A 14,614-nucleotide genomic window follows, 5' to 3' on the forward strand; every position below is an offset into this window, starting at 1 on the left:
CTGGGAATCCAGCCCGGCCGGCGTTTGAGGCCATCTTTTCGGGGGTCCAGGGGGCGAAGCCCCATGGTTCGGGAAGGGGCGGGATTGGGGAAAGCCCCGCAGGGAACGCCCCTACCTAGCCCCCTCCACCCCGGGCCGAACCAACCCCGACTCATAAGCCACAATCACCAACTGAGCCCGATCCCGAACCCCCAACTTCCCCATCATCCGGCTGACATGGGTCTTCGAGGTCAAGGGGCTGAGCCCAAGCATCTCCGCGATCTCAGAGTTGTTCAGGCCCCGCGCCACCAGCGAAAGCACCTGCCGCTCCCGCTCCGAAAGCCCCTCGGGCCCCCCGGCCCCCTCCCCCGCAGCCGGAGGCTCCGGCGCCCGCAGTACGCGGGCGATCAGCCGGGACGTCGGGCCGGGCGAGAGCAAGGACTCCCCCGCCGCCACGATCCGGATCGCCTCCAGCAACTCCGCCGGCTTCGTGTCCTTGACCAGAAACCCGGACGCCCCGGCACGCAACGCGTCGACGACATGCTCATCCGTGTCATAGGTCGTCAGCATCAGCACCTTCACCCCGGCAAGATCCTCGTCGCCCGCGAGCAGCCGCGTCGCCTCGATCCCGTTCAGGTCCGGCATCCGGATGTCCATGACGATGAGATCGGCCCGCTCCGAGCGGGCGAGTTCGACCGCCGCCCGCCCGGTCCCCGCCTGCCCCACCACCTCCATGTCCGGCGCGGACTCGACCAGCATCGCGAACGCCGCCCGCACCAGCGTCTGATCATCGGCGAGCAGCACACGAATCGTACGAACCGTCACAGCACAGTCCCCCCAGCAGCCGCCACCAGCGGCAGCACGGCCGACACCACGAACCCGCCCCCGTCCCCGGGCCCCGCCTCCAGCGTTCCCCCGACACTCCGCGCCCGTTCCCGCATCCCCACAAGTCCGAATCCCGGCGTGTGCGAGGGGTCATCGGCGGCCCGGCCGTCGTCCGTCACCGTCACCCGCAGCGCCGCGTCCGCCACTCCTATCCCCACCCGGATGGTGAGCCCCGGACCGCCGTGCCGCACCGCGTTGGTCAGCGCCTCCTGCACGATCCGGTAGGCCGCCGCACCCACGGCGGGCGGCGCCTCGGCGTCCCGGACCGTCAGTTCGACCGAAGCCCCCGACGTACGCGCCGCCGCAGCCAGGTCGGCGAGACCGTCGAGCCCCGGCAGCGGGCCCCGCGTCTCGTCGGCTTCAAGACCTCCGAGCCCTTCCGGACCTCCTGGCCCGTCGGGACCTTCGGGCCCGGCCGCCCTCAACACCTGCAACGTGGCCCGCAGTTCCCCCCGCGCCGAACGGCACGTCTCGGCGATGTCGTCCAGGGCCTTCGCCACCGCCGCCCGGTCGAGCCGCTCCGGATCGGCGGCCAGGACATGCGCCGCGACGGACGTCTGGACGCCGACCAGGGTGATGCTGTGCGCCAGCAGATCGTGCAGGTCACGGGCGACCCGCAGCCGCTCCTCGGCGACCCGCCGCCGCGCCTCCTCCTCGCGCGTGCGCTCCGCCCGCTCGGCACGCTCCAGTACGGAGGCGACGTACTGACGGTGGATGCGCACGTATACGCCGAACAGCAGCACCGAGACGATCCAGCCGGAGATCCTGAGCACCTCGGCCACCTGGTGCGGCTCCACGGTCGCGTTGACGGTCAGCATGATGCCGACGACGAGGACGCCGGTGATCAGGGCGCGGCGCGGGCGCCCCGTCACGGCGACGGTGTAGAGCGCGACCATGCCCACCGGGACGGCGGCCGTGTGGGTGTAGTCGATGGCGTGGTACGGCGCGATGAAGGCGACCACGGCGAGCAGCACAAGGAGCGGACGGCTGCGTCGCCACACCAACGGCACGTGCGCGCAGAGCAGCAGGCTCCAGCCGAGGAGATCGAGCCGCCGTCCGTCCTCGAAGAACGCGGCGAGCACGGCGGCAAGGACCGCGAGTCCCGCGGCGAACAGCGCGTCGTCGCGCAGGGCGCGCCTGCTGCCGGGCACGACCCTCGTGAAGGCCGGCAGGCCACGCGGCGCGGACGGCCTCTCGCGAACCTGCGGTATGTCCCCCACCGTTGCATCCTCCAGTACTTCTGGGGCTCCCCGGGCTCTACTCCCCGGGCTCCGCTCCCCGAGCGCCGGACAGGTTGAAGTGAACCAGCCCGTCCGGCACTTGAGGACGAATTCGGCGAAGCCGGTGATCTACGGGGCGGGCACCCGCTGGGGTTCGGCCTCCGCCGCCGCCCCCGGCGAGGGAGCCGCCGGGCGCGAGAGTGCACCCGGCCACCAGACCTTCCGGCCGAGCGCCACACTCGCGCTCGTCACCAGATACGTCCGCACCAGGAACGTGTCGAGCAGCACCCCGACCGCGATCACGAAGCCCAGTTCGACCAGTTGCACCAGCGGCATGTTGGTGAGCACCGCGAACGTCGCCGCGAGCACCAGGCCCGCCGATGCGATGACACCGCCCGTCGTGCGCAGCGCGGTCAGCGCGGCGGCCCCCGGCTCCGCACCGGCGAGGGACTCCTCCCGCATGCGGTGCATGAGGAAGATGCCGTAGTCGACGCCCAGGGCGACGAGGAAGACGAAGGACAGCAGGCCGAGGCCGGGGTCCGTGCCCTCGAAGCCGAAGAGCGGTTCGAAGACCAGGCCCGCGATGCCGAGCGAGGCGCCCCACACCGCGACCACCGCCGCGAGGAGCAGCAAGGGTGCGACGAGGGAACGCAGCAGCGCCACCAGGATCAGCAGGACGGCCCCGAGCACGAGGGGCACGATGACGAGCGTGTCGCGGGAGTTGGTGTCCTTCAGGTCCAGTTGCTGGGCACTGGTTCCGCCCACGTACGAGCCGTCGAGGTCCGCCCGCAGCGCCTTGATGGTCGCCGTCTCGCCCGCCGACTCGGGTGCGGACGCGGCGATCACGGAGATCTCCGTCCAGCCTTCGGCCGTGCGTCCCTTCTCCGCGCTGTCCACGCCCTTCGTGTCCTTGATGTCGGCGAGGGCCGCGGTGGCGCGGTCCTCGGGGGTCATCACGGTGATGGGCTGGGCGCCGCGTTCCGGGAAGGCCTTGGCGAGGGTCTCCATCGCGGTGACGGAGTCGGGCGTCTTGGTGAAGGAGTCCTCCTGCTTCATCGCGCCCGGCAGGTTCAGCGCCCCCAGGGCGAGCGCGCCGAGCAGCACGGCGCCGCCCGCGAGCACGGTGAGGGGCCTGCGTCCTGCCGAACTGCCCATCATGGAGAAGAGGCTGCGCCGCTGCTTGGGCCGGCTGCCGAGGGCCGGTACGAGCGGCCAGAACACGCGGCGTCCGAGGAGGACGAGGAGCGCGGGAAGCAGCGTCAGCATCGCGGCGAGCGCGCACAGGACGCCGACCGTGCCGAGGGGGCCCATGCCCCTGCTGCTGTTGAGGTCGGCGGCGAGCAGGCAGAGAAGACCCGCCGCGACGGTCCCCGATGAGGCGAGCACGGCGGGGCCGCACCCCTTCAACGCGGCGATCATGGCGTCGTAGGGCCGCTCGATCCTGCGCAGTTCCTCGCGGTAGCGGGAGACGATGAGCAGCGCGTAGTCCGTGCCCGCGCCGAACACGAGGATCGTCATCACTCCGCTGCTCTGGCCGGAGACGGATGTCCCGAAGCCTTCGTGCAGGCCGTAGGCGACGCCCATCGCGAGGTAGTCCGCGACGCCCGCGACGGCGAGCGGCACGAGCCACAGGAACGGGCTGCGGTAGATGAGGATCAGGAGCAGCGCGACCACTCCGGCGGTGGTGTAGAGCAGCGGTCCGTCGAGGGAGTTGTAGACCTTGCTCGCATCGGTGCTGAGCGCCCCCGAGCCGCCCACGTCGACGCTCAGGCCGCCCTCGGAGCGGGCCACTTCGCGTACGTCGTCGACGAGCGCGTCCCTGGCCTCCTCGTCCTGGCCGGGCTCGGTGCTCGCCACGGGGTACATGAGCGTGGTGCCGTCCTTGGACGGTACGGCGCGCGGGGCGGACGTCAGCTTGTGGGCCTGCCCTATCTCGGCGATCTGGCCGGCCGCCGCCTTGCGGTCGGCGGGGGTCAGGCCGCCGTCACGGTGATAGACGAGCACCAGTTCGGTGGCCTCGCCGCCGGGCAACTGCTCCTGGATCTTGGCGGCTCGGGTGGAGTCCGCGCTTGCGGGGAGGTAGTCGACGGCGCGGTCCTGCTGGGCGTCGGCCAGTTTCGACGCGAAGGGCCCGGCGAGCGCGATGACGCCGATCCACAGTGCGAGGAACACCCAGGGCACGGCTCGTCGCCGTCGTGCGGTGGTCTGTTCGGCCCGCATGACGGGCCTCCTTCCGGCAGGTTGGCAGGTTCAGTGCCAACCCTTCCGGAGCAGGGTGCGCGATCCGTCGGGCGCGAGGGCGAGTTGGGGCGTACGACGCAGGGAGGCGAGGACGTCCCGTTACTCCCGCGGGAGTACGCGGACCGACTCCGCCCGGAGCGTCGGGGCGCTCGGAAGTACGGGGTCCAGAACCCTGCAGCGGTCAGAAGCACCTGGCCCGGAGCCCCGCAGCCGTCAGAAGTGCGTGGTCCGTGCCGCCACCATCAGCCGCGTCACCTCGTCGGCCCCGATGGTCAGCGCATCGCCCGCGGTGGCGAGGACCTCGCGCTCGGCGGGGGTGTACGGGCCGTCGGCGAGCGCGATCCGCGCGCCCTGGAGCAGCAGCGCCTCCCGCCCGGCCGGGGCGAGGTGCGGGGCCAGCGGGCCGAGCGCCTCATGGAGCTCTATGGCGAGTCCGGGCCCGCAGTCCGATACGGTCGCGCGGCCGGTGTCGGCGGCGAGCGCCTCCAGGAGCGTGAGGAGCTGTTCCTCGCACGCGTCGTCGAACCCGGCTCCGCGCAGCGCGCCGACGGCCGAGTCGAGCGTCGTGCGCGACGAGGTGCCGCCCGCGGCGAGGATCGCGAGGACGACGGTGTGCACGGCGTCGCGGACCATGGCCGAGAGGCGGGTGGTCGTGGGATGGTCGAGGACGTCCGTGCCGAAGTGGTCGCCGCAGGCGGCGCACTCGACGATGGGGCCCGCCGCGCCGCGCGGCAGGACCGGGACACCGAGCAGGACGAAGCGGCGACGGCCGGTCCTGCGCTGGTAGTTGCGGTCACCGCCGCAGGCCGGACAGAAGAACTCGCCGTCCCCGACGGTGGTCCAGGCCGTATGCACGCCGATCACGCGCCTTCGCAGGACTCGCCCGCGCGAAACGGGCGTGGCGAAAATGCGGGATTCCCGGCCGTTTCGTCCACGATCTGGCAGCACCACGCACCTCCGTAACGCCCCGGCGACATTGCCGTGTTGGGCGTGATGTTAGCCACATTGTTGATGTGGCGTCAGCACCCTGTGCGAGAGATGGCCGGTAGACGCCCTGGACACGGCCCCGCGCAAAAGCGCCGAACGGGCCCATTCGAGCCCGTCCGGCGCCTGATGCCTGCGTAGTGGAGCCGCGATGCGCTGGTCAGCGAGCCGCGCGGTTCACCGCGGAAACCGCGGCCTTCAGCGACGCACGTGTCGTATTCGCGTCGATACCGATGCCCCACAGAACCTTGTCACCGATCGCGCACTCGATGTACGACGCGGCCTGGGCGGAGGCTCCCTCACTCATCGTGTGCTCCTGGTAGTCCAGGAGGCGGACGTCGATGCCGATGCCCTGCAGGGCGTTGAAGAAGGCGGAGATCGGGCCGTTGCCGGTGCCGGTCAGGACCGTGTCCTCGCCGTCGACCGTCGCCTCGACGGTCAGCGTGTCCGTGCCGTCCTTGTCGGTGGTGGTCTGGCCGTTCTTGACCTGGATGCGGCCCCACGGGTTGGCGGGGTTGGGCAGGTACTCGTCCTGGAAGATGCCCCAGATCGCGTCCGGCGTGACCTCGCCGCCCTCGCTGTCGGTCTTCGTCTGGATGATCTTGGAGAACTCGACCTGCATCCGGCGCGGCAGGTCCAGGCTGTGGTCGTTCTGCAGGACGTAGGCGATGCCGCCCTTGCCGGACTGCGAGTTGACGCGGATCACGGCCTCGTAGGAACGGCCGACGTCCTTGGGGTCGATGGGCAGGTACGGGACGGCCCACTCGATCTCGTCGACCGTCTTGCCCTGCTGCTCGGCCCGGATGCCCATGGCCTCGAAGCCCTTCTTGATGGCGTCCTGGTGGGAGCCGGAGAAGGCGGTGTAGACGAGGTCGCCCGCGTACGGGTGGCGGGGGTGGATCTCCATCTGGTTGCAGTACTCGGCGGTGCGGCGGATCTCGTCGATGTCCGAGAAGTCGATCTGCGGGTCGACGCCCTGCGAGAAGAGGTTCATGCCCAGCGTGACCAGGTCGACGTTGCCGGTGCGCTCGCCCTGGCCGAACAGGCAGCCCTCGATGCGGTCGGCGCCGGCCATGATGGCCAGTTCGGCGGCGGCGACGGCGGTGCCTCGGTCGTTGTGCGGGTGGACGGACAGGCAGACGTGCTCGCGCCGGGTCAGGTTCCGCGACATCCACTCGAAGCGGTCCGCGTGGGTGGAGGGCGTCGAGCGCTCGACCGTGGCGGGCAGGTTCAGGATGATCTCGCGGCCCTCGGCGGGCTGCCACACGTCACAGACCGCCTCGCAGACCTCCAGGGCGAAGTCCAGCTCGGTGTCCGTGAAGATCTCGGGGCTGTACTGGTAGCCGAAGATCGTCTCGGGGCCCAGCAGCTTCTCGGCGTACTCCATGACCAGGCGCGTGCCGTCGACGGCGATCTGCTTGACCGCGTCCTTCGAGCCGCGGAAGACGACCTCGCGCCAGACCGGCGCGGTCGCGTTGTACAGGTGGACGGTGGCGCGCTTGGCGCCGACCAGCGACTCGACGGTGCGGGAGATCAGCTCCTCGCGGGCCTGCGTCAGGACGGAGATCGTGACGTCGTCCGGGATCGCGCCGTCCTCGATGATCGACCGTACGAAATCGAAGTCCGTCTGGCCAGACGAGGGGAAGCCGACCTCGATCTCCTTGTAGCCCATGCGGACCAGCAGGTCGAACATCTCGCGCTTGCGCGCCGGGGACATGGGGTCGATCAGGGCTTGATTGCCGTCACGCAGGTCCGTGGAGAGCCAGCGGGGAGCGACCGTGATGCGGTTGCCGGGCCACGTGCGGTCGGGGATGTCGACCTGGTCGTACTGGCCGTACTTGTGGACCGGCATGGAAGTGGCACGCTGCAGATTGGGCTTGATCGCCATGATGCGGGGGCTCCTCGGGAGTGTCCTTAAGGACGGCCGACGGTCGCTTCGCGAGCAACACCGAACTCCGCGGGGAGGGGGTCGGCCTCGACTACAGGCCCTCGCCGCGGCAGCTAAGGAGAAGCAGCCCGTAACGCATGATGCTCCGAACCATAGCCGAGCCGCGCTGTCCGCGCGGGTCCGTATCAGTATGCGGGACCGCCTCCAGGTAACGGGTAAGAGGTGATCAATACCTCTATTTCACAAATCATGGTTGCAGGTAGTGACAGCGGCATGACCCAGTGCCACATTGCCGCCATGACCGCCAATCCAGGCTTCGAGCCTGTCTTCTGCACCATCATTCCGCCTCACGTGCTCGACACTCTGGCCCAGAGTGACGACGCCACGCTCGCAGGTCCCGCTCGGCGCACCCTCGAGCGCGACTCGATCGAGCGCACCCGCCGCCGGCTGACCACGGTCATCGGCGCCCCGCCCGTATCACTGCCCAAGGAAGCGGCCGCGGACAAACCGCACCGCACGATCTACGACGCGAAGCACAAGACCGAACTGCCGGGCCGCAAGGTCCGCAGCGAGGGCGAGCGCCCCGGCAAGGACGCGACCGTCAACCGCGCGTACGCGGGCCTCGGCGCGACCTTCGAGCTGTACCTGAAGACCTACCGGCGCAACTCCATCGACGGCAGCGGCCTGCCCCTGAACGCGACCGTGCACTACGGCGAGAACTACGGGAACGCCTTCTGGAACGGCGAGCAGATGGTGTTCGGCGACGGTGACGGCGAGATCTTCCTCGACTTCACCATCCCCGTGGACGTCATCGGCCACGAGCTGACGCACGGCGTCGTGCAGTACACGGCCAACCTCACCTACTTCGGCCAGCCCGGCGCCCTGAACGAGTCGTTCGCCGACGTCTTCGGCTCGCTGATCAAGCAGTACACGCTCGGCCAGACCGCGGCCGACGCCGACTGGCTGATCGGGGCCGGACTGCTCGCCCCGCGCGTCACCGGCAAGGCGCTGCGCTCCATGAAGGAGCCCGGCACGGCCTACGACGACGACGTGCTCGGCAAGGACCCGCAGCCCGCCGACATGGACCACTACGTCCGCACGGGCCGCGACAACGGCGGCGTGCACATCAACTCCGGCATCCCCAACCGTGCCTTCTACCTCGTCGCCGACGCCCTCGGCGGCAACGCGTGGGAGCGGGCAGGACAGATCTGGTACGCCGTCCTGACCGGCGGCGAGCTCGCGCAGGACGCCTCCTTCGCGGACTTCGCGAAGCTGACGGTGGCCGCCGCGCGCGCGAAGTACGGCGACGGCGACGAGCTGAAGGCCGTCATCGACGCATGGTCCCAGGTCAAGGTGCCCACAAACTGACCTACCCACCGACCTCCCCATGGAGTAGACAGGATCCATGCGTATCCAGGTGAAGCGCACGGGAGGATTCGCGGGCATCGAGCGGCACGCCGAGATCGACACCTCGGGACTGCCCGATGCCCACGAGTGGCAGGCCCTGGCCGATGAGGCCATGGCCGAGGGCCGGAGCACGCCCCCGATAGGGGTGCCGGACGGCTTCAACTACCAGCTCACCGTCGACGGACACACGGTGTACTGCTCGGATCCGCGTCTCACCGATCCGCAGCGGAAGCTGATCACGCGCGTGCTGAAGGAGGGTTCGTAGCGGCTGGGGACGGCCGGCGGAGGCTTCAAGAAACTTGAGCGGTGTTCACCTTTTCTGAGGTACGCCCATTGACTTCCGCGCACGGCCGTACGGAAGATCGCGGCCATGGCAGCGAGCGATGCGCGCGAACCACTACCTCAGTTCCCCCGCGACTTCCTGTGGGGAATGTCCACGTCGGCTCACCAGATCGAGGGCGCCGTCGACGAGCGCGGACCTTCGGTCTGGGACGCGTTCACCGCGGTGCCGGGCAGGGTGAAGGACGGCACGACGGCCGCCGTCACCTGCGACCACTACCACCGCTACCGCGAAGACGTCGCGCTCGTCCGGGAGTTGGGGACGGGCGCGTACCGCTTCTCGGTGTCGTGGCCGCGGGTGCTGCCGGACGGGGCGGGCGAGGTGAACGGCGCCGGCCTGGACTTCTACGACCGCCTCGTCGACGAGCTGTGCGCGGCCGGGGTGCGCCCCGTCCCCACGCTCTTCCACTGGGACACGCCGCTCGCGCTCGCCGACGGGGGCGGCTGGCTGCGGCGGGACACGGCCGAGCGGTTCGCGGAGTACGCGGCCGTGGTCGCCGACCGCATCGGTGACCGCGCCAAGAAGTGGATCACCCTCAACGAACCCGCCGAGCACACCCTCCTCGGTCACGCCCTCGGCCAGCACGCGCCGGGCGAGCAGCTCATGTTCGACGCGCTGCCGGTGGCGCACCACCAGCTCCTGGCCCATGGACTGGCCGTACGGGCGCTGCGCGCGGCCGGTGTCACGGACATCGGCATCGCCAACTCGCACGGCCCCACCTGGCCTGCATCCACCTCATCCGAGGACACGGAGGCGGCGGACTTCTACGACGTACTCCTCAACCGCCTCTTCGCCGACCCGCTGATCCTGGGCCGGTACCCGGACGGAATCGGGGAGCTGCTGTCGGCCGTCGGCGACATCGAGGCCGACCTGAAGGTCATCGCCGAGCCGGTCGACTGGTACGGGATCAACTTCTACCAGCCGACGAAAGTGGGCGCACCGCTCCCGGCGGCTACCGCACCGACGGAGTTCTCCGGACTCACACTTCCACCCGAACTCCCCTTCTCCGTAAGGGAGATCGAGGGCCGCCCGGTGACGGACTTCGGCTGGCCGGTGGTCCCGGAATCGCTCACCGAGCTGCTCACCGCCTTCCGCGACCGCTACGGCGACCGGCTGCCGCCCCTGGTCATCACCGAGAACGGCTGCTCGTACGAGGGGCTCGACGACCAGCGGCGGATCGACTACCTCGACGGCCACATCCGGGCCGTACACCGCGCATTGGATCAGGGAGTCGACGTGCGCGGCTATTTCGTCTGGTCCCTGATGGACAACTTCGAGTGGGCGGAGGGATACCGGCAGCGCTTCGGTCTCGTACACGTCGACTACGACACTCTTGAGCGCACCCCGAAGGCGTCGTACGCGTGGCTGCGCGAGGCGATGCGGGCGCAACGGGCATGACCGCGGAGCCGGTTGAGGCGCTCAGGGAGCCGGCCGAGCGGGTCGGGCGGAGCTGGACTGCCGCGCTGTCGCTCGCCAACGGGGCGATCTGGGTCGGCTGGTACGGCCCGCTGCAGATCCTCCTGGCCCTGCAGGCGGAGGACCTCGCCCCGGCCGGCACGTCGAAGGAGACGGTCCTTGCGTGGGTGGCGGGCGCGGGGGCCGTGGTGTCCCTCGCCTCGAACCCGCTCTTCGGCGCGCTCTCGGACCGGACGGTGTCGCGCTTCGGGCGGCGTACGCCGTGGATCGTGGCGGGCGCGGCGGGCGGCGCGGCGGCGCTCCTGCTGCTTTCGGCCGCGGGGTCCGTGTGGTGGATGGCGGCGGGCTGGTGCCTGGTCCAGCTCACCCTGAACGCCGCGTTCGCCGCGGTCACGGCCGCCGTCCCCGACCGGGTGCCGCGGCTCCAGCGGGGCGCGGTGGGCGGCTGGCTCGGGGCGGCGCAGATCCTGGGCGTGGTGGTGGGGACGGGCCTGGCGACGGTGGCCGGGGGTGTGGGCGCGGGGTACGCGGCGTGCGCGGTGTTCACGCTGGCGGGGGTGCTCCCGTACGTCCTGCGCCACCGGGATCTGCGCCTGGCGCCGCGGGACAGGCCGCCGTTCGCGTGGCGGTCGTTCGCGCACTCCTTCTGGCTGAGTCCGCGCCGCTACCCGGACCTGGGCTGGGCCTGGCTGACCCGCTTCCTGATCAACCTCAGCAACGCCCTGGTCCTGCTCTATCTCCTCTACTACCTGCGGGACCGCCTCGACTACTCCGACCCGGACGAGGGCGTAGTGATCCTCACGGCGGTGAACGGCGTGACGCTGCTCGCGACGGTGGTCGTGGGCGGCGTCTGGTCGGACCGCGTGGGCCGCCGCAAGCCGTTCGTGCTCTGGTCGGGCGTCCTGATGGCGGTGGCGACGGCGCTGCTGTCCGGCTGGCAGACGTGGCCGGGCGCGATCGTCGCGGCGGCGGTGCTCGGCGTGGGCTTCGGCGTCTTCACGTCGGTGGACTTCGCCCTGATGACGGACGTCCTGCCGAAGGCCATGGACCGCGGCAAGGACATGGGCGTCATCAACATCGCCAACTCACTCCCCCAGGTCGCGGCCCCCGCCCTGGCGGCCCCGCTCGTGACGCACTTGGGCGGCTACCGGGTGCTGTACCTGGTGGCGGCGGGGATCGGCCTCGCGGGGGCGCTGCTGGTGACGCGGATCAGGGGCGTGGACTAGCGGGAGTCAGGTCCCTCAGAAGCCCAGCTTGCGCAACTGCTTCGGGTCGCGCTGCCAGTCCTTGGCGACCTTGACGTGCAGGTCCAAGCTGTATCAATTTGCGGCTGCCGCCGCGCGGCCGGCGTGCACACTGCCAGCGACCCGACAGCCCCCAACTAGCACGCACACTGTCCCAGCCCCTCAGAAGCCCAGCTTGCGCAACTGCTTCGGGTCGCGCTGCCAGTCCTTGGCGACCTTGACGTGCAGGTCCAAGAAGACGGGCGTGCCCAGGAGCGCCTCGATCTGCTGGCGGGACTTGATCCCGACCTCCTTGAGGCGCTTGCCCTTCGGGCCGATGATGATGCCCTTCTGGCTGGGGCGCTCGATGTATACGTTCGCGTGGATGTCGAGCATCGGCTTGTCCGCCGGGCGGTCCTGGCGCGGCAGCATCTCCTCCACCACCACGGCGATGGAGTGCGGCAGCTCGTCCCGTACGCCTTCGAGCGCGGCCTCGCGGATCAGCTCGGCGACCATGACCTGCTCGGGCTCGTCCGTGAGGTCGCCCTCGGGGTAGAGCGGCGGGCTCTTGGGGAGCATCGGGATGATCAGGTCCGCGAGCAGCTGGACCTGCTTGTCGCCGACCGCCGACACCGGCACGATCTGCGCCCACTCGAAGCCGAGCTCCTTGCCGAGCTGGTCGATGGCGATGAGCTGCTCGGCGAGGGTCTTGCTGTCGACGAGGTCGGTCTTCGTCACGACCGCGATCTTCGGCGTCTTCTTGATGCCGGCGAGTTCCTTGGCGATGAAGCGGTCACCGGGGCCGAGCTTCTCGTTCGCGGGCAGGCAGAACCCGATGACGTCGACCTCGGCCCAGGTCGTACGCACGACGTCGTTGAGCCGCTCGCCGAGCAGGGTGCGCGGCTTGTGGAGGCCCGGGGTGTCCACCAGGATCAGCTGCGCGTCCTCCCGGTGCACGATGCCGCGCACGGTGTGCCGCGTGGTCTGCGGCTGGTTCGCCGTGATCGCCACCTTCTGGCCGACCAGAGCATTCGTAAGGGTGGACTTGCCCGCGTTGGGGCGGCCCACGAAGCAGGCGAAGCCGGCGCGGTGGGGTGCCTCGGACGGCTCGGATGACTCGTTACGAACGCTCATGGCGCCCATTCTCCCTGATCGACGGAGGGCCGCAGCACGCCGAGGCACCGATCGGGCACCGATGAGGCCCCGGCACGGTATCGGTGAGCTTCCGGAAACTGTCGCGCAACACGAAACATGGCGGAAACCCCGGGGTGCCCGTTCCGAAACGCCGGGCGGTGACGCTCTCACTCTGCCCCCACCCGGAGGAGAGATTCCCCGTGCAGACCGCGTACGCGTCGTATTCACTCACGACAACCCTGGCCGCGGCCAAGGGCCCCGACACCGGCGACACCGCCTGGCTGCTCGCGGCCACCGCCCTGGTGCTCCTCATGACGCCGGGCCTCGCGCTCTTCTACGGCGGCATGGTCCGCACGAAGAGCGTCCTCAACATGCTCCTCATGAGTTTCGTGTCGATCGCCCTGGTCACCGTGGTGTGGCTGCTCGCCGGCTACTCGCTCGCGTTCGGCGACGACGCGTTCGCGGGCCTGATCGGCGGCGTCGACCACCTCGGCATGGCGGGCATCGGCCCGAGCACGCTCACGGGAACGGTCCCCACCCTCCTCTTCACCACCTTCCAGCTGACCTTCGCGATCCTCACCACGGCGCTGATCAGCGGCGCGATCGCGGACCGCACGAAGTTCGCGGCGTGGCTGGTCTTCGTACCCCTGTGGGCGCTGCTCGTATACGTTCCCGTGGCGCACTGGGTCTGGGGCCCGGACGGCTGGATCTCCTCGTCGCTCGGCGCCCTGGACTTCGCGGGCGGCCTGGTCGTGGAAATCGCGTCCGGCGCGTCCGGCCTGGCGCTCGTCCTGGTCATCGGCCCGCGCATCGGCTTCAAGAAGGACGCGATGCGCCCGCACAACCTGCCGATGGTCCTCATGGGCGCGGGTCTGCTCTGGTTCGGCTGGCTCGGCTTCAACGGCGGCTCCGCCCTCGGCGCGAACGGCCTCGCGGCGGCCTCCCTCCTGAACACCCTGCTCGCCGGCTGCACGGGCCTGCTCGGCTGGCTCTTCGTGGAGCAGCGGCGCGACGGCCACCCCACCACCTTCGGCGCGGCATCGGGCGCGGTGGCGGGCCTGGTCGCCATCACCCCCGCATGCGGGGTCGTCGGGGTGCTCGGCGCCGCGGTGGTCGGCCTCGCGGCGGGCGTGGTCTGCTCGTACGCCGTGGCGTGGAAGTTCCGCTTCGACTACGACGACTCGCTCGACGTCGTGGGCGTCCACCTGGTCGGCGGCATCGTCGGCACGCTCCTGATCGGCCTGTTCGCGACGGCCACGATGACGGAGGGCGCGGAGGGCCTCTTCTACGGGGGCGGGCTCGCCCAGTTGGGCAAGCAGGCGGTGGCGGTGCTTGTCGTGGCGGCGTACACGTTCGGCGTGACGTACGGCATCGGCAAGGCGATCGACAAGCTCATGGGCTTCAGGGCATCCGCGGAGGACGAGCAGACCGGCCTCGACCAGACGCACCACGCGGAGACCGCCTACGATCACGGCGTCCTGGTCAGCCCGATGAAGGGGAGCAAGGCCTCATGAAGCTCATCACCGCGGTCATCAAGCCGTTCCGCCTGGACGAGGTGAAGACCGCGCTCCAGGAGCTTGGCATCCTGGGCCTCACGGTCACAGAGGCGAGCGGGTACGGGCGCCAGCGGGGGCACACCGAGGTGTACCGGGGCGCGGAGTACCAGGTGGACCTGGTCCCGAAGGTCCGCATCGAGGTCGTCGTGGACGACGCCGACGCCGAAGCGGTGATCGACGGAATCGTCCGCGCGGCGGCTACGGGAAAGATCGGTGACGGGAAGGTGTGGGCGGTCCCGGTGGAGACGGTGGTGCGGGTGCGGACGGGGGAGCGGGGGCCGGACGCGGTTTGATTTTCCCTGCGTACCGCGATCACCGGCTTCGCCGAGTTCGTCCTCAAT

General features: G+C 70.3%; 12 protein-coding genes. 6 read left to right on the forward strand and 6 right to left on the reverse strand.

Translation table 11 applies throughout. The features are described 5' to 3' along the window. Positions 1-111 precede the first annotated feature (111 nt). The 5 genes from ACWFR3_RS41345 to leuA all read right to left on the reverse strand — a co-directional run bounded on the left by ACWFR3_RS41345 (position 112) and on the right by leuA (position 7,197). Positions 112-804 (reverse strand): response regulator transcription factor, encoded by a 693-nt coding sequence (locus ACWFR3_RS41345; protein ID WP_453739872.1) that lies wholly within the window; start codon positions 802-804, stop codon positions 112-114. Further along, positions 801-2,015, reverse strand: a complete 1,215-nt coding sequence (locus ACWFR3_RS41350; RefSeq protein WP_453739873.1) for a sensor histidine kinase — start codon at positions 2,013-2,015, stop codon at positions 801-803. Before ACWFR3_RS41350 ends, ACWFR3_RS41345 begins: the two co-directional genes overlap by 4 nt. A 198-nt stretch (positions 2,016-2,213) precedes the next feature. Further along, positions 2,214-4,304 carry an MMPL family transporter gene (locus ACWFR3_RS41355; RefSeq protein WP_453739874.1) on the reverse strand — a complete coding sequence of 697 codons (2,091 nt, stop codon included), beginning with the start codon at positions 4,302-4,304 and terminating at the stop codon, positions 2,214-2,216. Positions 4,305-4,538: 234 nt separating this feature from the next. Further along, on the reverse strand, positions 4,539-5,273 hold the full coding sequence (locus ACWFR3_RS41360; RefSeq protein ID WP_453739875.1) for a TerB family tellurite resistance protein: 735 nt from the start codon (positions 5,271-5,273) through the stop codon (positions 4,539-4,541). A 196-nt stretch (positions 5,274-5,469) separates the two neighbouring features. Then, entirely contained in the window at positions 5,470-7,197 is a 1,728-nt protein-coding gene (gene leuA, locus ACWFR3_RS41365; protein ID WP_453739876.1) for a 2-isopropylmalate synthase, read from the reverse strand. Between the two features lie 297 nt (positions 7,198-7,494). Here leuA and ACWFR3_RS41370 point away from each other — a divergent pair, with 297 nt between their 5' ends. The 4 genes from ACWFR3_RS41370 to ACWFR3_RS41385 all read left to right on the forward strand — a co-directional run bounded on the left by ACWFR3_RS41370 (position 7,495) and on the right by ACWFR3_RS41385 (position 11,586). Then, positions 7,495-8,565, forward strand: a complete 1,071-nt coding sequence (locus ACWFR3_RS41370; RefSeq protein ID WP_453739877.1) for a M4 family metallopeptidase — start codon at positions 7,495-7,497, stop codon at positions 8,563-8,565. A 37-nt stretch (positions 8,566-8,602) separates the two neighbouring features. After that, positions 8,603-8,869, forward strand: a complete 267-nt coding sequence (locus ACWFR3_RS41375) for a protealysin inhibitor emfourin (RefSeq protein WP_453739878.1) — start codon at positions 8,603-8,605, stop codon at positions 8,867-8,869. Positions 8,870-8,974: 105 nt separating this feature from the next. Then, complete coding sequence (locus ACWFR3_RS41380; protein WP_453739879.1) at positions 8,975-10,342, forward strand: GH1 family beta-glucosidase; 1,368 nt, start codon at positions 8,975-8,977, stop codon at positions 10,340-10,342. After that, positions 10,339-11,586, forward strand: a complete 1,248-nt coding sequence (locus ACWFR3_RS41385) for an MFS transporter (protein WP_453739880.1) — start codon at positions 10,339-10,341, stop codon at positions 11,584-11,586. The genes ACWFR3_RS41380 and ACWFR3_RS41385 overlap by 4 nt, the downstream gene beginning before the upstream one ends. 180 nt (positions 11,587-11,766) lie before the next feature. Here ACWFR3_RS41385 and era read toward each other — a convergent pair whose 3' ends face one another. Then, the gene (gene era / locus ACWFR3_RS41390) at positions 11,767-12,726 is read right to left on the reverse strand and encodes a GTPase Era (protein ID WP_453739881.1); all 960 of its coding nucleotides are present in this window, start codon (positions 12,724-12,726) and stop codon (positions 11,767-11,769) included. Positions 12,727-12,917: 191 nt separating this feature from the next. On the opposite strand from era, the gene ACWFR3_RS41395 reads away from it, so the two are divergent. Together ACWFR3_RS41395 and ACWFR3_RS41400 are read left to right on the forward strand one after the other, a co-directional pair. Continuing rightward, positions 12,918-14,231, forward strand: a complete 1,314-nt coding sequence (locus ACWFR3_RS41395; protein ID WP_453739882.1) for an ammonium transporter — start codon at positions 12,918-12,920, stop codon at positions 14,229-14,231. After that, positions 14,228-14,566 (forward strand): P-II family nitrogen regulator, encoded by a 339-nt coding sequence (locus tag ACWFR3_RS41400; RefSeq protein ID WP_453739883.1) that lies wholly within the window; start codon positions 14,228-14,230, stop codon positions 14,564-14,566. The genes ACWFR3_RS41395 and ACWFR3_RS41400 overlap by 4 nt, the downstream gene beginning before the upstream one ends. The last annotated feature ends 48 nt before the right edge of the window (positions 14,567-14,614 follow it).

It is taken from the genome of Streptomyces sp. NPDC055189 (assembly GCF_053606765.1).